Origin of the sequence: Streptomonospora nanhaiensis, from assembly GCF_026642255.1 — a bacterium.
Lineage (GTDB): Bacteria > Actinomycetota > Actinomycetes > Streptosporangiales > Streptosporangiaceae > Nocardiopsis > Nocardiopsis tropica.
Window position 1 is genome coordinate 1,266,568 of the sequence record NZ_CP113264.1, and the last position, 21,992, is coordinate 1,288,559.

The following is a 21,992-nucleotide window of genomic DNA, read 5'->3' on the forward strand; positions in this document are numbered from 1 at the left end:
AGGGGCGGTGACTACTCCTCGTCGTCCTCGTCGTCCAACCGGGCCAGCCAGGTGGCCAGCCGGTCGACCGGCGTCTCGAACTCGGGGTGGACGTCGGTGAACACCCGCAGCTGCTCGGCGAGCCAGGCGAAGCTGACCTCCTCCTCGCCGCGGCGGCCCTCCAACTCCTCGATCCCGCGATCGGTGTAGTACACGCTCTGCCCCGTCCTCAGTCGGCGGGCGGGAACACCGTGTCCACCAGGGCACGCTGCTCGGCCTCGTGGCGCTTGGCCGAACCGGCCGCCGGCGCGGAGGAGGCCGGACGCGAGATCCGGGTGAACGGACGGTCGAGCTGCTCGGAGAAGACCAGCGCGACGAAGGGCCACGGGCCCATGTTCGCCGGCTCCTCCTGCACCCACAGGACCTCGCCCGCGTTCGGGAAGGCCTTGAGCTGCTCGCGGATCTCCTCGATCGGCAGCGGGTAGAGCCGCTCCGCCCGGATGATCGCCGTGTGCTTGTCACCGCTCTTGCGGCGCGCGGCGTCCAGGTCGTAGTAGATCTTCCCGGAACACAGCACCACGCGGCGCACCTTGTCGGGCGCGATCGAGTCGTCCGTGATCAGCGGCTGGAAGTGCCCGGACGTGAAGTCCGCGGTGGCCGAGGTGGCCGCCTTCAGGCGCAGCAGCGACTTGGGCGTGAACACCACCAGCGGGCGCTGGAACGGCGACTTGGCCTGCCAGCGCAGCAGGTGGAAGTAGCTCGCCGGGGTCGACGGCATCGCGACGGTCATGTTCTCCTGCGCGCACTGCTGGAGGAACCGCTCGATGCGGGCGGACGAGTGGTCCGGCCCCTGGCCCTCGTAGCCGTGCGGCAGCAGCAGGGTCACGCTGGAGCGCTGGCCCCACTTCTGCTCGCCCGCGGTGATGTACTCGTCGATGACGGTCTGGGCGCCGTTGACGAAGTCGCCGAACTGCGCCTCCCACATGACCAGCGCGTCCGGACGGGTCAGCGAGTAGCCGTACTCGAAGCCCAGCGCCGCGTACTCGCTCAGGAGCGAGTCGTGCGCGTGGAACCGGGTGGTCCCCTCGTCGAACTGCTTGAGCGGCGTGTAGGTCTCGCCGGTGTCGCGGTCCATGAGGGCGGCGTGGCGCTGCCCGAAGGTGCCGCGGCGGCTGTCCTGGCCGATCAGGCGGATCGGGTGGCCGTCGATCAGCACCCCGCCGAAGGCCAGCAGCTCACCGGTCGCCCAGTCGATGGCGTCGGTCTCGACCATCGTCGCGCGGCGGGTCAGCTGGGGCGCCAGCCGCGGGTGCGGCGTGAAGCCCTCGGGCAGCGACACCTGGGTGTCGATGATCCGCTTGACCGTCTCGGAGCTGATCGCCGTCTCCACCGCGGAGTGGTCCAGGCGGCCCTCGGTGAACACCTCGGGCTTGACCACGGCGCCCGGCTCGATCGGCTTCTTCTCGACCTCGCGGGTCTCGGTGAAGGCCCGTTCGAGCTCGGTCTGGTAGTCGCGCAGGGCCGACTCGGCCTCCTCCACGGTGATGTCCCCGCGGCCGATGAGGGCCTCGGTGAACAGCTTCCGGGTGGAGCGCTTGGCGTCGATGACGTCGTACATCAGCGGCTGGGTGAACGCGGGGTTGTCGCCCTCGTTGTGACCGCGGCGCCGGTAGCAGACCAGGTCGATCACGACGTCCTTGTTGAACGCCTGGCGGTACGCGAAGGCCAGGTGCGCGACCCGGACCACGGCCTCGGGGTCGTCCCCGTTGACGTGGAAGATCGGCGCCTGCACCATGCGCGCCACGTCCGTGGCGTACACGCTGGAGCGGCTGTCGGCCGGGGAGGTGGTGAAGCCCACCTGGTTGTTCACGATGACGTGCACCGTGCCGCCGGTCCGGTAGCCGCGCAGCTGCGACAGGTTGAGCGTCTCGGCCACCACGCCCTGGCCGGCGAACGCGGCGTCGCCGTGGATCAGGATCGGCAGCACCGTGAAGCCGTGCGGGCCCTTGTTGAGGACATCCTGCTTGGCGCGGACGATGCCCTCGGCGACCGGGTCGACCGTCTCCAGGTGGGACGGGTTGGCGGCCAGCGAGATCTGGATCCTGTCGCCCTCGCGGGTCTCGAAGACCCCCTCGGTGCCCAGGTGGTACTTGACGTCACCCGAGCCGTGCGCGCTGCGCGGGTCGAGGTTGCCCTCGAACTCGCCGAAGATCTGCCCGTACGACTTGCCGCAGATGTTGGCGAGCACGTTCAGCCGGCCGCGGTGGGCCATGCCGATGACGGCCTCGTCCAGCTCGGCCTTGGCCGCCCGCGAGATCACACCGTCCAGCAGCGGGATCAGAGACTCCCCGCCCTCGAGCGAGAAGCGCTTCTGGCCCACGTACTTGGTCTGGAGGAAGGTCTCGAACGCCTCGGCGCTGTTGAGCCTGTGCAGGATGTGCAGCTGCTCGTCGCGGTCGAGCTTCTCGTGCTCGCGCTCGACGTGCGACTGGATCCACTCCCGCTCCTCCGGGCTCTGGATGTGCATGTACTCGATACCCACCGTGCGGCAGTAGGTGTCGCGCAGCACGCCCAGCACGTCGCGGAGCTTCATGACCTGCTTGCCGCCGAAGCCCCCGGTGGGGAACTCGCGGTCCAGGTCCCACAGGGTGAGGCCGTGCTCGAGCACGTCCAGGTCGGGGTGCTTGCGCTGCTCGTGGTCCAGCGGGTTGGTGTCGGCCATGAGGTGGCCGCGCACGCGGTACGCGTGGATGAGCTCCTGGACCCGGGTGGTCTTGTCGAGCTGCGTCGCCTTGTTGACGTGGATGTCCTGCACCCAGCGCACCGGCTCGTACGGGATCCGCAGCGAGTTGAAGATCTCGTCGTAGAAGCCGTCCTCGCCCAGGAGGAGCTGGTGGATCCGGCGGAGGAACTCGCCGGACTGCGCGCCCTGGATGATCCGGTGGTCGTAGGTCGACGTGATCGTCATGACCTTGCTGATGCCGAGCTCGCTCAGGGTGTCCTGGGACGCCCCCTGGAACTCCGCCGGGTACTCCATCGCGCCGACGGCGAGGATGGTGCCCTGGCCGGGCATGAGGCGCGGCACCGAGTGCACGGTGCCGATGCCGCCCGGGTTGGTCAGGCTGATCGTGGTGCCCTGGAAGTCGGTCACGCCCAGCTTGTTGGCGCGGGCCTTGCGGACGATGTCCTCGTAGCCGCTCCAGAACTCGTTGAAGTCCATCTCCTCGGAGCCCTTGATGCTGGGCACCACGAGCTGACGGGAGCCGTCGGCCTTCTGGAGGTCGATCGCGAGACCGAAGTTCACGTGCTCGGGCTTGGCCACGCCCGGCTTTCCGTCGACCTCGACGTAGGAGTAGTTCATCTCCGGCATGGCCTTGGCGGCCTTGACCATCGCGTAGCCGATGAGGTGGGTGAAGGAGACCTTCCCACCGCGTCCGCGCCGGAGGTGGTTGTTGATGACGATGCGGTTGTCGAACAGGAGCTTGACCGGCACCGCGCGCACACTCGTCGCGGTGGGCATGGTCAGACTCGACTCCATGTTGGTAGCGGTCCGCGCGGGTGCACCGCGCAGACGCTCCTGCTTGACCTGGAGTGCCTCGTCCTTGCTCCCCTGCGCGGGCGCAGGGGGGGCAGCGGACTTCTTGGGCGCGGGGGCTGCGGGAGTCTTCTGGTCCTGCGCCTTGGCAGCACCCCCGCCCTTCGCGCCGGCAGTCTCCGCGGGCTTGTAGTCCGCGAAGAAGTTCCACCAGGCCTTGTCGACGGAGTTCGGGTCGTTCAAGTACTTCTGATAAAGCTCCTCGACCAACCACTCGTTGGGACCGAAGTCTGTCAGGGGTTGAGACGCCTCAGACGACACGGCGGAGATCGCCCACTTCCGCAGCTCGCTTGTGAATGTGTATGAAGACGGGTGGCTGCTGGCAAGGCGGGCTCGAAGGAACGTGGGAGCATCCCCGCGCATGCGGGAAGCATCTGACCTGGCCAGCACTCGTCGGATACCAGGCTACTTGTACCGGCCTCCTCGCGGGGAACCCGGGCGTTGTTGAAACTAGGAGATAGGTAACAATGTTTCACATCGTTGCTCTCCCTACGCACGGGTAACTAAGCGCAGCGTTGTTATGCCGTCTGTTTTGTGTGGCTTTCAGGGGATTTTGAGATGTGAAGACACTGTCCTCGTTCGGCCAACCGGGGTGTGGCGCGTGCCACTCGGGGGTCCGGGGAGGGCGGGAACCGGCGGCGGCCGGACCGCGTCGGAGTGGGTGTGAGCGGCCGGGCAGGACGGCCGGGTCCCACCGCCGGCGTTTCCCAGCGGAGGCGGGGGACCCGGGCCCGGCCGCGGACCCCCCTTCCCGTGCCCGGGTGGCCCGGTGGTCGGCGTCCCGCCTCTTTCCCTGGTCCCCGCGGGCCGCCGACGGGCGAAACGCCGGTCCGGGACGCCGAGGATGCGCGGATCTGCGCGCTCTCCGGAGTTCTCCCACGGAACAGGCCCCGCGCTGTCTACGATCTCGGTGACGAGCACACCGATGTCGCGGGGTAGGGGAGGCCCATGAGGGGGCTGGGGGAACTGGAGGCGGCCATCATGGACGCGCTGTGGCGGTCGGACACACCGCTCTCGGTGCGCCAGGTCCGCGAGAACATGGTCTACGACCGCGACATCGCCTACACGACCGTCATGACGGTCGCGAACATCCTCTTCCACAAGGCTCTGCTGGACCGGGAGAAGTGCGGGCGCGCCTGGGTGTACTGGCCCCGGGAGACGCACGCCGAGTACACCGCGCGGGTGATGGACGAGGTCCTCAACACGGGCCCCGACCCGCGCGCCACGCTGCTCAGCTTCGTGGAGCGCTTCAGCGACGAGGACATGGTGCGCTTCCACCAGATGCTCAGCCAGGTGAGGGGCCGCCGCGGCATCGCCAGCTGACCCCGTTCGGCGTCGGCCGGGCCGGGCACGGCCGTTCCGGGCGGGCCGGGGAGGCGGCGCCGCGTCCCCGGTCCGGGGCTACTCCAGGACCCAGCTGCGCCCCTCGGCCGCCAGTTTCTCGACGAGGGTGGCACTGTCGTGCTCCTTGGCGAACAGGTGCTCGGGCCGGGTGATCGGCACGATCCACAGCCAGCGCACCGGATCCCCCTGGAAGGAGAGCCCGGAGGTGTCCAGCGGCCGGTGGTCGGGGTGCGCGACCAGGGGGGCCGGGTCCTCCATCAGCAGGACCGCGCCCGCGCCGCCGCGCATCGCGCGGTCCTCGGGGTTGTCCAGCCACTTGACCGTGTGGCCGGTGCCGAACCACGTGACCGCCCGCCAGGGGAACGCGCCGATCCACCGGAAGATCCTGGCGGCCCGGTGGGCGGGCATGGTCGTGGCCAGGGCCAGTTCGACGCGTGCGTGCTGGGAGGTGTTGGCCATGTAGCGGTCCAGGGTGGGCATGCGCTGGCCGCACATCCCGACGGTGGACAGGACCGTGAACGGGCGCTCCGCCGTGGGCGGGCGCTCGGACACGCGGAGCAGGGGCGGGTGCCCGTCGGACACGTCCCAGTAGTGGCCGGGCTCGCCGACGCGGCGGTTGAGGTGGCTCAGGACGGTGCGCTGCACGCTCCGCCACGCCCCCGAGGCGCGGCGCCAGTCCCAGTAGGCCTCGGCGTGCACGACGCGCGGCCACAGCTGGCCGCGCACCGAGTCCAGCTCCCAGGCGTAGGCGCTGCGGCCGATGGCCTCCCGCGCGTAGCCGGGGAGCCCGCTGTCCGCCTCGGCCCAGCCGGGGATGACCGCGAGCAGGCCCTCCTCGTCGACCAGGGCCACGCCGTCGCCCTCCTCGAACCACACCGCGCGCAGGCACGAGGGGTCGAAGCGTGGGCGGCCCTGCGGGTGCTTGGTGTACGCCTCCGGCATGAGGGGCGCCTGGCCCTCGTACAGCCCGCCCGACTCGCTCGTGCGGGGGGCCATCTCGTGGTTGGCCAGCCACACGGGCACCCGGATGCGGCCCCGGGCGTCCAGCAGGTAGGCGGCCGTGGTGTGGGAGTCGCACTCCACCACGACACGGCGGCTCTGGTACGGGCTGATCTCGTCGAGCAGGACGTCGATCCCTGTCACCGGCCCTCCAACGCGCCGATCCCCTGATTGTCGTGGCTGGTGGACGAACTCGTCCGGGCCGTCCACACAGTGCGTAGAATCGACGGTAGTGCCCTGACAGGCGGAGCTGCACCGCAGCCGCGTATAGGTCGTATAACGACCCGAGCCGCTGCCACCCGCGCCGGGCCGAGACCATCGACTCCACCCCTTACGGACTCTCTATGCCCGCCGAGCTCACCTTTGTCGCCCCGCGCCGTGCCAAGCCTCCCCGGCACCTGGCCGACCTCAGCCCCGAGGAGCGGGCCGAGGTCGTCACCGAACTGGGGGAGAAGCCCTTCCGTGCCAAGCAGCTCGCCAAGCACTACTTCGGCGGGCTGGAGTCGGACACCGAAGCGATGACCGACCTGCCGGCGGAGTCCCGGGCACGCCTCGGCGAAGCCCTGCTGCCCACCCTCCTGACGCCCGTCAGGCACGTCACCGCCGACAAGGGGATGACGCGCAAGACCCTGTGGAAGGCGTTCGACGGGGTCCTGTTCGAGTCCGTGCTCATGCGCTACCCGGACCGCGTGACCCTGTGCATCTCCTCACAGGCCGGCTGCGGCATGAACTGCCCGTTCTGCGCCACCGGCCAGGCGGGCCTGACCCGCAACCTGTCCACGGGCGAGATCGTGGAGCAGGTCGTCGCCAGCGCCCGCGACCTGGCGCGCGGCGAGGTCGCCGGGGGGCCGGGCCGGATCAGCAACATCGTGTTCATGGGCATGGGGGAGCCCATGGCCAACTACAAGCGCGTCCTCCAGACGGTGCGCCGCATCACCGACCCCGTGCCCAACGGCATGGGCATCTCCCAGCGCGGCGTGACCGTGTCGACCGTCGGCCTGGTGCCCGCGATCAACAAGCTCATCGACGAGAGGATGCAGGTCCGCCTCGCGATCTCCCTGCACGCCCCCGACGACGAGCTGCGGGACGAGCTGGTGCCGATCAACACCCGCTGGAAGGTCGGGGAGGTCCTGGACGCCGCCTGGCGCTACGCCGGGACCACCGGCCGCCGGGTCTCCATCGAGTACGCGCTCATCAAGGACATCAACGACCAGGCGTGGCGGGCCGACCTGCTCGGCAAGCTCCTCAAGGGCCACCTGGTGCACGTCAACCTCATCCCGCTCAACCCCACCCCCGGTTCCAAGTGGACGGCCTCGCGGCCGGAGGACGAGCGCGAGTTCGTCCGGCGGCTCCAGGCGCACGGGGTGTCGGTCACGGTTCGCGACACGCGCGGACAGGAGATCGACGGGGCCTGCGGGCAGCTCGCGGCGGCCGAGAACTGACCGGGGCCGGGCCCGGGGGCGGCAGGTGATCGAGGCAGCGCTGGCCTTCGCGGTCGCCCTCGTCTCCGGGGCCGTCCCGGTGATCAACATCGAGATCTACCTGGTGGGTGCCGTCGTCGCCATGGACGACGGCGCCCTCGTCGCGATGGCCGTCGCCGCGGGGCTGGGGCAGACCCTCGGCAAACTGCCCTACTTCTACGTGGGAAGGGGCACGATCGCCGTGCCGTGGATGCGCCGCAAGGCGCAGACCCCGGGCAAGTGGGCGGAGCGCGCCGAGGGATGGCGGCGCAAGGCGGAGGCGCGCCCCGCCTGGGGCGCGGGGCTGGTGGCCCTGAGCTCCTTCGCCAGCGTCCCGCCGTTCGTGGTGGTGTCGGTGCTGGCCGGGGTGGTGCGCATGAACGTCGTGCTGTTCTGCGCGGTCACCTTCGCCACCCGCACCGCGCGGTTCCTCGTCGTGGTGTTCGCCCCCGCCTGGGCGATGTCCTTCCTGCCCTGATCCGGGTCGGGGCCCGCCGCCCACGGCCCGCCGGTCGCGCCGCGGGCCGCCCCCGCACCACCGTCCGGCTCACCCCCGGCGGGCGGGTCACCGTCTCCGCCCACTGGGACCGGCCGCCGCGCCCGCACGGACCGCCCGCGTCCCTCCGGGGTTCGCGAGGCCCTCCGGCGTTTTCTGCCGACCCCTTCGGTCTGTATTGCAAACCAGAGGTCCGCGCCGTACCGTGGAGGGAAGGTTTGCGCCGCAGACCAAAAGTGAGGGAGGCCTGGATGACCAGCCCGCACGACATCGACCGCCTGCACCGCGTCCGAGCGGTCACCACCGACCTCGGCGACTACAAGGGGCTCCACCTCCTCGTCCTGGGCCTGTTCCTGGTGTTCCTCGCGTTCGCCGCCGCAGGGAGAGGGGAGCTCATCGCCCCCGGGGTGTTCCTCGCCGCCGGCCTGCTCCTGGTGGTCGGCCGGTACTACCGTGAGCGCTTCGGCGACGTCCGCCCCCTGAACACCGCGGGCCGAGTCGTCCGCCGGGTCCTCCTCCCGCTCCTGTTCCTCCCCCTGGCCCTGGTCCTCATCACCCTCTCCAACGTGTTCGGGCTGACCGACGGGCCGGTCTCCGTCGCGGGGTTCCTGAGCGCCCTCCTCCTCGCCCTGGCCACCGGCCCCCGGTGGCGGATGCGCGCCCACTACCCGGTCGCTGCCGCGGCCATGGCACTGGCGAGCGTCCTGCCGCTCGGCGTGCTCACCCCCTCGGGGACGCACCCGTTCCTGGTCGACTCGCCCCCCATGCCGCTCCCGCTGGCCCTGGGTACCGTGCTGTGCGTCTGCGGACTGCTCGACCACCGCACGCTCGTGCGGACCCTTCCGCCCGCGCCCCGAACGAACGAAACGGACTGAACGACGATGGGTACGCCCTTCGAGGACATGGCGGACATCGACCGCCTGGTCCACGAACCCGCGCGGCTGGCGATCACCAGCGCGCTGCTGTCCTGCGAGAGCGCCGACTTCCTGTTCCTGCAGAGGATCACCGGGCTCTCCAAGGGCAACCTGTCCAGCCACCTGTCCAAGCTGTCGGCCGGGGGCGTGGTGGGGATCGAGAAGAGCACCGACGGCCGCCCCCGCACCACCGTCCGGCTCACCCCCGGCGGGCGGGTCACCGTCTCCGCCCACTGGGACCGGCTGCTGCGCCTGCACGAGGCGGCCGAGGCGTGGACGGACCCCGGAGCCTGAGAGCCCGGGAGGCCGTCCACGCCTCGGCGGGGAAGGGCCGGGGCGCCGTCGACCGTCGGCTTGCGCACCCCGGCCGACCCCTCCGGGGCGCGGTGGCCGGACACATGCCCATCACACCGAACGCGTGTTCGGTCGCTCGGCAAGGGCGTGGCGCACCCGCGTCCGCCGCCGGGCCGGGCGGGGAAGCGGTCGTACACTCGGGTCACGGCGCCCCCGGGCGCCCCCACAACCACGAGGAGAGGTCCATGGTGCAGGTCGCGGTCGCCCAGTTCGCCCCCGGGCGGGACAAGGCGGAGAACCGGCGCTCGGTGGCGCGGCTGACCGCGCGCGCCGCCGCGGAGGGCGCGCGCGTGGTCCTCTTCCCCGAGTACGCGATGTTCACGGCGTCGCGCATGGACCACCGCTACGTCGAGGCGGCCGAGCCCCTGGACGGCCCCTTCGTCTCGTCGGTCGCGGACACCGCCCGCCGGGAGGGCGTGCACGTCGTCCTGGGCGTCAACGAGGCGGGGGAGGACCCGGAGCGCTTCACGAACACCCTGGTGGCCCTCTCCCCGGACGGGGACCGGGTGGCGCGCTACCGCAAGATCCACCTGTACGACGCGTTCGGCGTGAGGGAGTCGGACGTGCTGAGGCCCGGGCCCGTCGAGGAGCCGGAGACCTTCGCCGTGGACGGCGTGGTGTTCGGACTCCAGACCTGCTACGACCTGCGCTTCCCCGAGGTGACGCGGCGGATCGTCGACGCGGGGGCGCACGTGGTGCTGCTGGCGGCGCAGTGGGTTCCCGGCCCGCTGAAGGAGGAGCACTGGCGGACGCTGGCCCGCGCCCGTGCCATCGAGAACACCGTGTACGTCGCGGCGTCCGGCCAGGCGGCCCCGACGGGCTCGGGCAACAGCATGGTGGTCGACCCGATGGGGACCCCCGTCGCGGCCCTGGGGGAGCAGTCCTTCGCGATCGCCACGGCCCAGGTTTCGGCCGACAGGGTCGAGGAAGTGCGGGGGATCAATCCCGCGCTGTCACTGCGCCGTTTCTCGGTCTGTGAGCGTCCTTCGGGCTGAAGGGTGCGCTGCGAGCCCGTTGTAGATATCAGACAAAGGGTATGAACATGCAGTTGGCGACAGGGGTCTTCCCAGACTTGATCACTTAGGGTTATGATCTCCCCGCACGGAGTGATTTAGTTCGGTCCGGACCCTTCCAGGCGCCCAGCGCTTCTGATTCAATAAAGAGCCGGTAACTATCGGCCCGCCAGACTGTCCTAAACCACGGGGGGAGCAAGGACATTGCGCGGAACGAGCACGATGTGCGATCCAGACACGCTGCCTGACGACTCACACGACACCTACGTCTACGACCCGGGATCGCTGAGCGGGGCGCAGTGCATGGGGGATGCCTGCGTCGTCTGCCACGCCAAGTGGCCGCGGCCCCGAAAGGTCCTCGGAGAGCTTCCCGACGGAAGCCGCGTCTTCGGTTGTGAGGAGTGTGCGGGGATCATCGGCGTCGATCCGGGGATACCCGCCGGTGAACGGCTGTTCGCGGTGCGGTAGGAGCGGCAGGACGGTCGCGCTCCGGGTCCAGGGGGAGAGACGGACCCGGAGCGCTTCCGCTGACGCGCCCGCTTCCATCGGGGAGGAGGGGAAATGAGCGCGTCTATCCCGGATGGTCTCCTGTGACGGCCGACGCCGCCGAACACGCCCCGTGAGGGGCTTCCGGGGACAACGATACTCCGTGTCGTCCCCCGCCGACCGTCAGTGAGAGACATCCGTCCGGTATTTCCCCGAACTCGGACTAGCCGTTGGTGGGGAACCCCAGGTCGACGCCGCCGGAGGGCCGCCGCCCCGGGTCGGTCCAGCGCGCCGTGACCGCCTTCGTGCGGGTGTAGAAGTGGACACCCTCCGTGCCGTGTGCGTGGGAGTCGCCGAAGAGCGACTGCTTCCATCCGCCGAACGAGTAGTAGGCCACCGGCACGGGGATCGGGACGTTGATCCCGACCATGCCGACCTGGACCTCGTTCTGGAACCGGCGCGCGGCGCCGCCGTCGTTGGTGAAGATCGCGGTCCCGTTGCCGTACGGGTTGGCGTTGACCAGCTCCACCGCCTCGTCGTAGTCGCGCACGCGCAGCACGCTCAGCACCGGGCCGAAGATCTCGTCCCGGTAGCAGGCCATCTCCGGGCCGACGCGGTCGAGCAGTGAGGGACCCAGCCAGAAGCCGCCGGGATCCCCGTCCGGGACCGGGTGCACCCGGCCGTCGATCGCCAGGGTCGCGCCCTCGCGGACCCCCGACTCCAGGTACGAGGCGACCTTGTCGCGGTGCTCCCGCGTGACCAGCGGGCCCATGTCGCTGCGGTCGTCGTCGCCGGGACCCACCCTCAGCCGGGACACCCGGTCGCGGATCCTCTCGACCAGCCCGTCCGCCACGGAGTCGACCACGGCCACCGCCGAGATGGCCATGCAGCGCTCGCCCGCCGAGCCGAAACCGGCCGACACCGCTGAGTCCGCCGCCAGGTCCAGGTCGGCGTCGGGCAGCACCACCATGTGGTTCTTGGCCCCGCCCAGCGCCTGCACGCGCTTGCCGTGCCCGGCGGCGGTCCGGTAGACGTACCGGGCGATCGGGGTGGAGCCCACGAAGCTGACCGCGGCCACGCCGGGGTGCTCCAGGACGGCGTCCACCGCCTCCTTGTCGCCGTGCACGACGTTGAACACCCCGGCGGGCAGCCCCGCCTCGGCCCACAGGCCGGCCAGCAGCACGGCCGCCGACGGGTCCTTCTCGCTGGGCTTGAGCACGAACGTGTTGCCGCAGGCGATGGCGATCGGGAACATCCACATCGGCACCATGGCGGGGAAGTTGAACGGGGTGATCCCGGCGACCACGCCGAGCGGCTGGAGGATCGAGTAGGAGTCCACGCCGGTGGACACGTTCTCGGAGTATCCGCCCTTGAGCAGGTGCGGGATGCCGCAGGCGAAGTCCACGACCTCCAGGCCGCGGGCCACCTCGCCCCGGGCGTCGGAGAACACCTTGCCGTGCTCGGCGCTGATCAGCTCCGCGAGGCGGTCCTGGTCGCGGGCGAGGAGTTCGCGGAAGCGGAACAGGATCTGCACGCGCCGGGAGAGCGGGGTGTCCCGCCATCCCGGGAAGGCCTCCCGCGCGGCGGCGACCGCCGCGTCGACCTCCCCGGCCCCGGCCAGGTCGACCGTGCCCGAGACCCGGCCGGACGCCGGGTCGTGGATGTCGCCCCGTCGCCCGGCGGCCCCCTCGTGGGCGCGCCCGCCGATCCAGTGGGTGACGTGCTTGCTCATGTGATCCCTCTCCTCGTCCACAGGCGTTGTCCACAGGTGCGGGGGCGCGGGCGTGCGCGGAGGGGGCCGGGGAATCCCCTGAATGGGGGACCCGCAGTCACACCGGCCCCTCCGGCACACCGGGCCCCGCGGGGGCCTCAGGCCCCGTCGTTCACGGCGTGCACCGCGTCCAGCAGCACGTCGCGGCCCTCCACGGCCTCCTCCTGCGACAGCGTCAGGGGCGGGGCCATCCGCAGCACGTTGCCGTGCACGCCCCCCTTGCCCACCAGCAGTCCCCGCTCCCGGGTCTCCTCCTGGACCCGTCCGGCCAGCGCCGGCGCCGGGGCGCCCGTGGCGGGGTCGGACATCTCCACGGCGAACATCAGCCCCTTGCCGCGCACGTCCTTCACGCTCGGCAGGGCGGTCAGCGCCTTCAGCCCCTCCATGATCAGGGAGCCCTGCCGCCGCGCGTTCCCCTGGAGGTCGTGCTCCAGCACGTAGTCCAGGGTCGCCCCCGCGGCCGCCATCGCCACCGGGTTGCCGCCGAACGTGGCCACGCCCAGCGCGCCCAGCCGGTCCATCAGGTCGCCGCGGGCCACGACACCGCCCACCGCGAAGCCGTTGCCCAGCCCCTTGGCGAAGGTCATGGCGTCCGGGGTCACCCCGTGGTTGCCGATGCCGAAGAAGCTCGTCCCCGTCCGGCCCCACCCCGTCTGCACCTCGTCGGACACGAACAGGATGCCGTGCTCGTCCAGGACCTCCTTGTACGCGGCGTACAGGCCGTCCGGCGGCATCGCGAACCCGCCCACGCCCTGGATCGGCTCGGCGATCAGGCACGCCACGCCGGGCGCGGCCGTGTCCAGGACGTCGCGCAGGTCGGCGACGCACGCCTCGACGTACTCGCGGTCCGACATCCTCCGGAAGGCGGGAGCGGCGTGGTCGGTGCCGTGCAGGTAGTGCACGTTCAGCGGTGACAGGGAGGAGTTCTTCCACGCACGGTTGCCGGTCACCGCCACGGTGCCGAAGGAGCGCCCGTGGTAGCTGCCGCGCATCGCCAGCACCTCGTCGCTCCCCCGCGCGAACGTGGCCAGCAGCAGGGCGGTCTCGTTGGCCTCGGTGCCCGAGTTGGTGAAGAAGACCTTCGCGTCCGGGATGCCCGACAGGCCGGCGATCCTCTCCGCCAGCTCGACCTGGTTGCGGATCAGGTACAGCGTGGAGGTGTGCACGACCCCCTTGGCGAGCTGGCGCTCGACGGCCTCCCGGACCTCGGCCACGTCGTAGCCGAGCATGTTGGTCACGATGCCGGTGAAGAAGTCCAGGTACGTGTTGCCGTCGGCGTCCGTGACACGGGCGCCCTTGCCGCTGGTGATCTCCAGCGGGGAGTCGTAGTAGAGGGGCAGCCAGGAGGGCATGACCGCGCGGTGGCGCGAGAGAAGTTCCGACATGGCTCCAGTCTCGCCCGCTCCCACCCGGATGGCCAGGATCACCGTGTTGACAACATGGTGGCCGGGTTTACGCTCTGTCAAGGACGGTCGGTGGCGCTCCGACCCGGGGACGCGGGCCCGCGGCGCGGACACCGTGTAAGGACGGGCGGCCCCACACCGACACCGCGTCCGAGGCGGTCTCCTAGAATGGGCCGGTGCTCCCCACCCTCGCCGAGGTCCTCCGGCTCCCCGCGCTGCGACGCGCCCGCCCCCGGGTCGTGGTCGGGGCCGAACTGCTCGACGACGTGGCCGTGCGCTGGGTCCACATCGCCGAGGTCACCGACCTCGCCCACCTGCTCCGGGGCGGAGAGCTGGTGCTCAGCACCGGCATCGCCCTGCCCGACGACCCCGAGGCCCTCCGCCGCTACATCGACGACCTCGCCGCCGTGGGCGTCAGCGGCATCGCGGTCGAGCTCGGGCGCAAGTACCACGCCGAGCTGCCCCCCGCCTTCCTCGACGCCGCCCGCGACGCCGGGGTGCCGGTCGTCCTGCTGGACCGCGAGGCCAGGTTCGTCGAGATCACCGAGGCCGTGCACATCCGCGTCGTGAACGAGCAGCTGGAGGAGCTGCGCGAGTCCGAGAAGCTGCACTCGGTGTTCACCCAGCTGTCGGTGGAGGGCGCCGACGCCGACCGCATCCTGCACGAGGTGGCCCAGCTGTCCGGCTGCCCCGTGGTCCTGGAGAACCTCACCCACCAGGTGCTGGCCTGCGACCTCAACGGCGAGGACCCCGGCACCCTGCTCACCTCCTGGGAGAGCCGCTCGCGCGCCGTCCGCTCGGGTTCGCGCACCGTCCACGTGCCCGCCACCGGGTGGCTGGTCACCACGGTCGGGGCGCGCGGGCAGGACTGGGGGAGGCTGATCCTCGTCGCCGGGGCCGGCCCCACCCCGCGCCAGAGCATGCTCATCGAACGCGCCGCCACCACCCTGGCCCTGGGCCGGCTGCTCGAACGCCACGAGGAGAGCCTGGAGCGGCAGACGCACCGGACGATCATCGCCGGCATCATCGACCGCGCCTACTCCGACCCGGAGGAGGCGCTGGTCCGGGCCCGGGCCGTGGGCGTCCCGCTCAACGGACGCGAGCTCGTGGGGGTGGTGCTGCGCCTGCGCGAGAGCGGGACCGGCCTCGCCGCCCAGGCCCGGCTGTCCGACACGGCGGAGGGGGCCGCGCGCGCGTGCCGCGAACTGCGCCTGCCCGCCCTGGTCGGCTCGCTGGACGACCTGCGCGTGGGGATCCTGCTCGCGCTGCCCGGCAGGCAGCGGCTCGACCCGACCCTGTACATGCTCTCCGAACGGGTGCGGGGCGCGATCGGGGACGCGGCCGTGCTGGCCGTCGGCTCCTCCGTCGACGGCATCCGGGAGGTGCGGCGCTCCTTCCTGGAGGCGCGCCAGGTCGGGGACGTGGCCGTCCGCCAGAGCGACGACCGGCCCTTCTACCGGCTGCCCGACCTCCACCTGCGCGGCCTGCTCCACCTGTTCCGGGACGACGAGCGGCTGCAGACCTACGTCGAGCGCGAGCTGGGCCCCCTCCTGGACCACGACGCCCGGCACGGGAGCGACCTCACCGACATGCTCCGGCACTACCTCGGCGCAGGCCGCAACAAGGCGCTGGCGGCGAACCGCGCCCACCTGTCCCGCCCCGCGTTCTACGACCGGCTGCGGCGCGTCTCCCACGTCCTCGAAGCGGACCTGGACTCGGTGGAGACCTGCGTGTCCCTGCACGTGGCGCTCCTGTCGCTGGACTCGGTGCGCGACGAGCGCTGAGGCCCCGGGAACGCGGCGGCGCCGGGCCCCGCGGGGCCCGGCGCCGCCGGGGACCGGTCAGAGGCGGCCGAACGCCTCGGCCAGGATGTCCAGACCCTCGTGCAGGAGGTCGTCGCCGATGACCAGCGGCGGCAGCATGCGGATCACGTTGCCGTAGGTGCCCGCGCTCAGCAGGATCAGCCCCTGGGAGTGGCAGTGCGCCAGGACCTTGGCGAGCGCCTCGGGGGCGGGGGCCTTGTCCTCGCCCGCGACCAGCTCGATCGCGATCATCGCGCCGCGGCCGCGCACGTCGCCGATCACGTCGTGCCGGGAGGCCAGCTCGCGCAGGCGCCCCAGCATCAGCTCGCCGATCTCCCGGGCGCGCCCGACCAGGTCGTCGGACCCGATCGCGTCGAGCGCCGCCAGGGCCGCCGCGCACGCGGCGGGGTTGCCGCCGTAGGTGCCGCCGAGGCCCCCGCTGTGCACGGCGTCCATGAGCTCGGCGCGGCCGGTCACCGCGGCCAGCGGGAGGCCGCCCGCGATGCCCTTGGCCGTCGTGATCAGGTCCGGGACGACGCCCTCGTGGTCGCAGGCGAACATGTCGCCGGTGCGCGCGAAGCCGGTCTGCACCTCGTCCGCGACGAACACGATCCCGTTGGCGCGGCAGAACTCGGCCACCGCGGGCAGGAAGCCCGGCGCCGGCTCGATGAAACCGCCCTCGCCCTGGATCGGCTCGATCACCACGGCCGCGACGTTGCGGGCGCCGATCTGCTTGGTGATCTGGTCGACGACCATGGCGGCGGCCTCGGGGCCGCAGTTCTCCGGACCGGTCGGCCAGCGGTACGGGTAGGCCATGGGCATGCGGTGGATCTCGCCCGCGAACGGCCCGAAGCCCTGCTTGTAGGGCATGTTCTTCGCGGTCAGCCCCATGGTGAGGTTGGTGCGGCCGTGGTAGGCGTGGTCGAACACCACGACGGCCTGGCGGCCGGTCGCGCTGCGGGCGATCTTCACCGCGTTCTCGACGGCCTCGGCCCCGGAGTTGAGGAGGATGGACCGCTTCTCGTGGTCCCCCGGGGTGATCCGGTTGAGGGCCTCGCACACGTCCACGTACGCCTCGTACGGGTTCACCATGAAACAGGTGTGGGTGAACCGGGCGAGCTGCTCGGCGGCGCGCTCCACCACCCGGGGGTCGGCGTTGCCGACGTTGGTCACGGCGATGCCGGACCCGAAGTCGATGAGGGCGTTGCCGTCGACGTCCTCGACGATGCCGCCGCCCGCGCGCTCGACGTAGACGGGCAGGACGCTGCCGACGCCCTGGGCGACGGCCGAGCTGCGGCGCTCCTGGATGGCGCGGGACTTGGGGCCGGGGATCTCGGTGACGATCCGGCGGGACTGGACGACCTGGGTCGCTGCCATGCGGCTGCCTCCTTCTGCGGTGGGCACGGGGCGGAACGGATGTGGGCCGGCCGGGGGTGGGCTCCCCGACTCGCCTGACACTAGGACGACCGGGGCGGAGTGTGCATGGACACAGTGGATAATCGGTGGAGGGCCTTGCGCCACTGCGGCGGGGTTCGGACGACGGACACGTCTGGAGGGAGACAGGGATGCCCCCGACTCTGGGAGCCCTGCTGCGGACGCCGCACCTGCGGCTGAGCCTGCTCGCGGGACAGGAGAACCAGGACCGGCGCGTGGAGTGGGTCGCCGTCAGCGAGCTGGAGGACCCCACCCCCTACCTGGAGGGCGGCGAGCTCCTCCTCACCACCGGTGTGCGCTGGGCGGGCGGGGTCCCCGACCTGCGCGACTACACGCGGCGCCTGGCCGAGCGCGGGATCACCGCGCTGGGCTTCGCCGTCGGCGTGGTCCTGGAGGAGACCCCCGAACAGCTCCGCGGGGCCGCGGACGAGTACGGGCTCGCCCTGGTCGAGGTCGGCAGGGAGACCCCCTTCATCGCGGTCGGCAAGGAGGTCTCCCGCCTCCTGGCCAAGGAGGAGTACGAAGGCCTCAGCCGGGCCTTCGCCGCACAGCGGGGGCTCACCCGCGCCGCCCTCACGGGGGCTCCGGCGATCGTGGACCTCCTGGCCCGCGACCTCGGGGCCTGGGTGCTGCTGCTGTCCGCGGACGGCTCGGTCCGCCACGCCGCGCCCGCGTCGGCGGCCGGACGCGCGACGGGCCTGGGGCCCGAGCTCGACCGGCTGCGGGACGCGGGCATGCGCGCGAGCGTGTCCCTGACCTCCGTCGGGGAGCAGGTGTCCGCCCAACCCCTGGCGACGGGCCGCCAGGTCCGCGGCTTCCTGGTCGTGGGCACCGGCGGCGTGCTGGGCCCCGACGAGCGCACCCTGGTCAATGCCGCGGTGTCGCTGCTCTCCCTGGAACTGGAGCGCACCGCGCACAGCCGTACCGCGCGGGTGCACGAGGGGGTGCTCGCCGCACTGCTCACCGGCGCGCTGGACCCGCTCCACCCGGGGGCGGAGCGGCTGCGGGAGACGCTTCCGGCCCCTCCGGTCGTGGTGGCCGCCGCCGGAGGGGCAGGTCCGGCGCACCCCCCGGAGGGGGTCCTGGTCACCGAGATCGGCGGGAACGCGCTCCTGCTGGCGGGCTCGGAGATCGGCGAGGACGTGCTCCGGGAGGTCCTGGAGGGGCCGGTGGGGGTGAGCGAGCCGGCGGCCTACGGCGACCTCGCCCCGGCGCTCTCCCAGGCGGAGCGCGCGCTGGAGGCCGCCGCCGCGCGGGGCCCCGGGGAACGGATCGTCCGTGCCGGCGACCTGCCCGGCGGGCTGCTCGGCCTGGCGGACAGCCCCGCCGGGGCGCGCATGGCCGGCGACCTGCTCGCGCCGCTCCTCCGGGAGCGGGCCGCCGCCGAGCTCCTCTCCTCGCTGCGCGCCTACCTCGCCGCGTCGGGCCGCTGGGACGCGGCCGCGGAGGCCCTCGGCGTCCACCGCCACACGCTCCGCTACCGGATGAACCGCATCCGCGAGCTGCTCCCCGGCGACCTGGACGACCCCGACCACCGCGCCGAGCTCTGGATCGCCCTCCGCCTCCGCGGCGTTCCCGGCCGGTAGGCCCGGCCGACGCCGCGCACGGTGAAAATCGGGCGGGTTCCCGCGTTCCCGGGATCCGGGGTTGCTCCATCCTCCACAATGGACCCCGATAGCAGCGTGTAACCGCTTGGTCACACGGGCGGGGTGCGGGGGGCGACGTGAGGTCACTACGGGACGACGCGCAGGAGATCGACGAGGGGATCGGTCCGGGAAGGGTGACGGGGATCCCCGGCGCCGCCCCCGTCCAAGGACCGGCCGGCCGGACGGGGGTCGGCGCCGCCTCGCTCCGCTGGAAGCCGCCCATCGACCGCTCCGAGGTGCGCTCCCTCCTCGCCTACCTGCGCGCCTGCGTGCGCCGCGAGGCCGTGCACACCCACGCCGTCAGAGCCGACAGCCTCGACTCCGACACCTGCGCCTGCCTCCCGGAGGGACCCGAGGTCCTGTTCAGCGGGGCGGGGGAGACCCTCCCGCCCCACCCGGAGGCCGCCAGGGTCCTGCGCCTGGGCCGGCGCCGGGGGCAGGCGCTGCGCTACGGGTACCCGCTCGTCGTCCTCCGCGAGGGCGGGAACCGGGTCGCGCTGCCCCTGCTGACCGTCGACGTGCGGGTCGTGGACGACATCGACGAGAGCCGCCGCGAACCGGACGTGCCCCTGGTCAGGGCCGTGGGGCCGCCCGACGTCAACACCGGCCTCCTGACACGCCTGGGCATCACCGACCCCGAGGACCTGTTCGAGCTCCGCGCGCGGCTGAGGTCCGGCGCCCCCGACCCCGCGCGCCGCCCCGCCGCGGTCGCCGACCTCGCCGCCAAGGTCCGGGGCCTCCTCACCCGCCTGGAGATCGAACGGGTCGACGACATCGACCCCCTAGCCACCCGGGGCGCCCCGCGCACCGTCGAGGGAGGGGCGCACAACGTCGCCGTGGTCTTCCTGGCCGGGCCCAGCGGGCAGGCCGAGGCCGAGGGCGCCGAACCCGGGACGGTCGAGGGCGTCCTCGCCGACCTCGATCCCTCCGACCGCGCCGGCCTCGACCCCGACGCCGTCACCGGGACCGCGCTGGAGCCCCTGCTCGGGCAGCCGTCCGCCGGGCGCAGGGCCGGGCCCGACCCCGCCGACGCCCCGGGGCGGCTCTTCAGGGGAGGGCGGGCCGCAGCCCGCCGCGCCGCCCGCGACACCGCGGAGGCGGACGGCGCGGACGACGCCACCGTCCCGGTCTCCGCCACCCCGCTCGACCAGGCCCAGTACGCGATCCTGCGCGCCGCCATGAGCGAGCAGATCACCGTGGCCGCCGCCCCGCCCGGGAGCGGCGCCCACGACCTGGTGGACGCCATCGTCCGCACCGCCGTCAGCAACGGCCAGCGCGTCCTGGTCTGCGGGAGGACGGAGACCGACATCGACGAGACCGCGGCCAGGGCCGACACCTCTCCCGCGCACCCCGTGGTGCGCGTCGGCGGACGCGGGCACCGCGCCGAAGAGGCCCGCATGCTCACCAGGCTCCTCGCCGAGCAGGCCGGCGGCCTGCCCGCCTCCGGCCCCGGCTCCGCCGGGGAGGACCCCGCCGCCCACTGGGCCGCCCTCGCCGAGGACTGGGCCCGGGTCCGCGGGGCCTGGAGGGACATGGACACCATGGCCTCCGGCGGGTACGCCCTCGCCCAGCTCGCGGAGGAGCGCGGACGCGGCATCGCCCGGGGCTGGGACCCCGACGCCCTCTTCACCCCCGAGCGCGGGGGCCCCGAGTACTGGCTGCACCGGACCGAGCGCGCCCGTGCGGGCGGTCTCGTCGGCTGCCAGCACCGCGGCGCCATCCGCCGCGAACTGGGCGTCAGCACCGACCCCGACAACCTCGACCGCCTGGGAGCGGTCGCCCGGATGGAGAGCGAGTGGCGCTCCGCCGTCGACCGGCGCACCCGGTGCGCGCCCCTGGGAGAGCTCACCTCCGAGCTGGCCGACGCCCTCGCCCGGCACCGCAGGTCCAGCGCCGCCTGCCTTCGGTCCGTCTCCGGACCCCGCCTGCGGCGCGGCCGGGCGGCCGTCGAGAACCGGCTGGAGACCCTCGACTGGCACCACGGCAACGGGTGGCCCGGGGTCGCCAGCCTGTTGGACGCCCTGCCCGCGTGGACCTGCCGCACCGACCAGGTCAGGGCCCTGCCGCCGCAGGCGGGCCTGTTCGACCTGGTCGTCGTCCTCGGCGCGGAGCGCACCCGGGTCGCCGAGCTGCTGCCGGCGCTCTACAGGGCCGGCCGGGCCGTGGTGTTCGGGGACCCGGCGTACCCCGGGCCGACCACGGTCCTGGAGCCCGACGAGGAGCGCCGGGCCCTGGCCGCCGCGGGCCTGGCGCCCGACCAGCTGGACGCCCGCGGGCTGCGCCACGGTTCGGGTTCCGCGATGCGCGCCCTCCGCCGGGCCGCACCGGCCATGCTGTGGCTGGACGAGCACGACGGCGCCCCGCCCCTGCTCGCCGGGGCCGCGTCCCGGCACTGCTACGGCGGAAGGATCGTGGTGCGCACCGACCCCGACCCGCGCTGCGGTCCGCCGTTCGAGTGGCGCGACGTCGCCGGATCCTGCGAGGCGGTGCCGGGCGCGTCCTTCGTCAACCGCGACGAGGCGTACCGCGTGGCGGTGGTGGTGGGGGAGGTCGACGACCGCCTGCCCCCGGGGCGGGTGGTCGCGGTGGTCGCGCCGACCCAGCCCCAGGTCGCCCTGATCCGCCGGCTGCTTAGCCGGCGCGCCCTGCTGCACGAGGTGAGGGTCGGAGGGCCGGAACTCCTGGACAGCGACCGTGCCGCCGCGGACGTCACCGTGCTCTCGCCGGTGCTCGCCGCCGGCGCGCCCGCGGCCGCCGAGCGCCGGGTCCGCGGTATGGGCCACCTGTGGTCCTCGGTGCTCACCCGGACCCGGCAGCGGCTCCTCGTGGTGGGCGACCGGGGATACTGGTCGGGGGACGACGGCCCGCTGGGCGACCTGGACGCCATGGTCACGGGCACCTGCGTGGTCGGCGCGGACCCGGCTGCCACCGTGCTGGTGGAGGAGCTGCGGGCCGTCGGCACGGGGGTCGTGCTCCAGCAGACCGTCGAGGGGTGGACGGCCGACATGGTGGTCCGGTTCGGCTCGCGCCGCCTGCTGCTCCTGCTCGACCGCGAGCCCGACGGCAGGGCCCTGCGCCACCTGCTGGCCAGGGGAGAGGCGCTCAACCGGGCGACCGGGGACCCCGTGGTGGTGGTTCCGGCCTGGCGCTGCCTGGCCGACCCCGGCGCCCTCGTCGGGGAGATCCTCGCCGCCTGCTGACCGGCCCCGGGCGGCCTGCGCGCCGCACTACCCTGGGACGGAACGCCCGGAACGCGGAGGATCCGCGTGCCCGCCGGGCGGAGGGGAGAGGGGAAC

Annotated in this window: 16 protein-coding genes; 10 read left to right on the forward strand and 6 right to left on the reverse strand. The window is 72.8% G+C overall.

The features are described 5' to 3' along the window. Positions 1-11: 11 nt before the first annotated feature. Together OUQ99_RS05655 and OUQ99_RS05660 are read right to left on the reverse strand one after the other, a co-directional pair. On the reverse strand, positions 12-194 hold the full coding sequence (locus tag OUQ99_RS05655) for a DUF6104 family protein (protein ID WP_267948366.1): 183 nt from the start codon (positions 192-194) through the stop codon (positions 12-14). A 14-nt stretch (positions 195-208) separates the two neighbouring features. Continuing rightward, entirely contained in the window at positions 209-3,835 is a 3,627-nt protein-coding gene (locus tag OUQ99_RS05660) for a multifunctional oxoglutarate decarboxylase/oxoglutarate dehydrogenase thiamine pyrophosphate-binding subunit/dihydrolipoyllysine-residue succinyltransferase subunit (protein ID WP_267948367.1), read from the reverse strand. 687 nt (positions 3,836-4,522) lie between these two features. Between OUQ99_RS05660 and OUQ99_RS05665 the strand changes: the two genes are divergently transcribed. Continuing rightward, positions 4,523-4,897, forward strand: a complete 375-nt coding sequence (locus OUQ99_RS05665) for a BlaI/MecI/CopY family transcriptional regulator (RefSeq protein ID WP_267948368.1) — start codon at positions 4,523-4,525, stop codon at positions 4,895-4,897. A 78-nt stretch (positions 4,898-4,975) separates the two neighbouring features. Here OUQ99_RS05665 and OUQ99_RS05670 read toward each other — a convergent pair whose 3' ends face one another. Beyond that, positions 4,976-6,061, reverse strand: coding sequence for a suppressor of fused domain protein (locus OUQ99_RS05670; protein WP_267948369.1), 1,086 nt, complete (start codon positions 6,059-6,061; stop codon positions 4,976-4,978). Positions 6,062-6,261: 200 nt separating this feature from the next. Here OUQ99_RS05670 and rlmN point away from each other — a divergent pair, with 200 nt between their 5' ends. The 6 genes from rlmN (at position 6,262) to OUQ99_RS05700 (ending at position 10,622) form a co-directional block, all read left to right on the forward strand. After that, complete coding sequence (rlmN, locus tag OUQ99_RS05675) at positions 6,262-7,359, forward strand: 23S rRNA (adenine(2503)-C(2))-methyltransferase RlmN (protein WP_267948370.1); 1,098 nt, start codon at positions 6,262-6,264, stop codon at positions 7,357-7,359. A gap of 25 nt (positions 7,360-7,384) precedes the next feature. After that, positions 7,385-7,855, forward strand: coding sequence for a hypothetical protein (locus OUQ99_RS05680; RefSeq protein WP_267948371.1), 471 nt, complete (start codon positions 7,385-7,387; stop codon positions 7,853-7,855). Positions 7,856-8,124: 269 nt separating this feature from the next. Continuing rightward, positions 8,125-8,748, forward strand: a complete 624-nt coding sequence (locus OUQ99_RS05685; protein WP_267948372.1) for a hypothetical protein — start codon at positions 8,125-8,127, stop codon at positions 8,746-8,748. A gap of 6 nt (positions 8,749-8,754) precedes the next feature. Continuing rightward, positions 8,755-9,081 carry a transcriptional regulator gene (locus OUQ99_RS05690; RefSeq protein WP_267948373.1) on the forward strand — a complete coding sequence of 109 codons (327 nt, stop codon included), beginning with the start codon at positions 8,755-8,757 and terminating at the stop codon, positions 9,079-9,081. Between the two features lie 245 nt (positions 9,082-9,326). After that, positions 9,327-10,136: a carbon-nitrogen hydrolase family protein gene (locus OUQ99_RS05695; RefSeq protein WP_267948374.1), complete on the forward strand. Its 810-nt coding sequence runs from the start codon at positions 9,327-9,329 to the stop codon at positions 10,134-10,136. 240 nt (positions 10,137-10,376) lie between these two features. After that, positions 10,377-10,622, forward strand: coding sequence for a hypothetical protein (locus tag OUQ99_RS05700; RefSeq protein WP_267948375.1), 246 nt, complete (start codon positions 10,377-10,379; stop codon positions 10,620-10,622). A 241-nt stretch (positions 10,623-10,863) separates the two neighbouring features. Here the strand turns inward: OUQ99_RS05700 and OUQ99_RS05705 are convergent, their stop codons facing one another. Together OUQ99_RS05705 and OUQ99_RS05710 are read right to left on the reverse strand one after the other, a co-directional pair. Then, the gene (locus OUQ99_RS05705) at positions 10,864-12,372 is read right to left on the reverse strand and encodes a CoA-acylating methylmalonate-semialdehyde dehydrogenase (RefSeq protein ID WP_267948376.1); all 1,509 of its coding nucleotides are present in this window, start codon (positions 12,370-12,372) and stop codon (positions 10,864-10,866) included. A gap of 137 nt (positions 12,373-12,509) precedes the next feature. Further along, positions 12,510-13,796 carry an aspartate aminotransferase family protein gene (locus OUQ99_RS05710; protein WP_267948377.1) on the reverse strand — a complete coding sequence of 429 codons (1,287 nt, stop codon included), beginning with the start codon at positions 13,794-13,796 and terminating at the stop codon, positions 12,510-12,512. A gap of 194 nt (positions 13,797-13,990) precedes the next feature. Between OUQ99_RS05710 and OUQ99_RS05715 the strand changes: the two genes are divergently transcribed. Beyond that, positions 13,991-15,598, forward strand: a complete 1,608-nt coding sequence (locus OUQ99_RS05715) for a PucR family transcriptional regulator (protein ID WP_267948378.1) — start codon at positions 13,991-13,993, stop codon at positions 15,596-15,598. Positions 15,599-15,655: 57 nt separating this feature from the next. On the opposite strand, the gene gabT is transcribed toward OUQ99_RS05715, so the two are convergent. Then, positions 15,656-16,993, reverse strand: coding sequence for a 4-aminobutyrate--2-oxoglutarate transaminase (gene gabT / locus OUQ99_RS05720; RefSeq protein WP_267948379.1), 1,338 nt, complete (start codon positions 16,991-16,993; stop codon positions 15,656-15,658). A gap of 188 nt (positions 16,994-17,181) precedes the next feature. On the opposite strand from gabT, the gene OUQ99_RS05725 reads away from it, so the two are divergent. Continuing rightward, the gene (locus tag OUQ99_RS05725; RefSeq protein WP_267948380.1) at positions 17,182-18,636 is read left to right on the forward strand and encodes a PucR family transcriptional regulator; all 1,455 of its coding nucleotides are present in this window, start codon (positions 17,182-17,184) and stop codon (positions 18,634-18,636) included. 137 nt (positions 18,637-18,773) lie between these two features. Then, a complete protein-coding gene (locus OUQ99_RS05730) occupies positions 18,774-21,896 on the forward strand; it encodes a DNA helicase (protein ID WP_431061482.1) in 3,123 nt (1,040 codons plus the stop codon). Positions 21,897-21,992: the final 96 nt, after the last annotated feature.

Coding starts and splice junctions, on each gene's coding strand:
- OUQ99_RS05665 (WP_267948368.1), top strand. CDS start 4,523: ATGAGGGGGCTGGGGGAACTGGAGGCGGCCATCATGGACGCGCTGTGG.
- rlmN (WP_267948370.1), top strand. CDS start 6,262: ATGCCCGCCGAGCTCACCTTTGTCGCCCCGCGCCGTGCCAAGCCTCCC.
- OUQ99_RS05685 (WP_267948372.1), top strand. CDS start 8,125: ATGACCAGCCCGCACGACATCGACCGCCTGCACCGCGTCCGAGCGGTC.
- OUQ99_RS05690 (WP_267948373.1), top strand. CDS start 8,755: ATGGGTACGCCCTTCGAGGACATGGCGGACATCGACCGCCTGGTCCAC.
- OUQ99_RS05695 (WP_267948374.1), top strand. CDS start 9,327: ATGGTGCAGGTCGCGGTCGCCCAGTTCGCCCCCGGGCGGGACAAGGCG.
- OUQ99_RS05700 (WP_267948375.1), top strand. CDS start 10,377: ATGTGCGATCCAGACACGCTGCCTGACGACTCACACGACACCTACGTC.
- OUQ99_RS05705 (WP_267948376.1), bottom strand. CDS start 12,372: ATGAGCAAGCACGTCACCCACTGGATCGGCGGGCGCGCCCACGAGGGG.
- OUQ99_RS05710 (WP_267948377.1), bottom strand. CDS start 13,796: ATGTCGGAACTTCTCTCGCGCCACCGCGCGGTCATGCCCTCCTGGCTG.
- gabT (WP_267948379.1), bottom strand. CDS start 16,993: ATGGCAGCGACCCAGGTCGTCCAGTCCCGCCGGATCGTCACCGAGATC.
- OUQ99_RS05725 (WP_267948380.1), top strand. CDS start 17,182: ATGCCCCCGACTCTGGGAGCCCTGCTGCGGACGCCGCACCTGCGGCTG.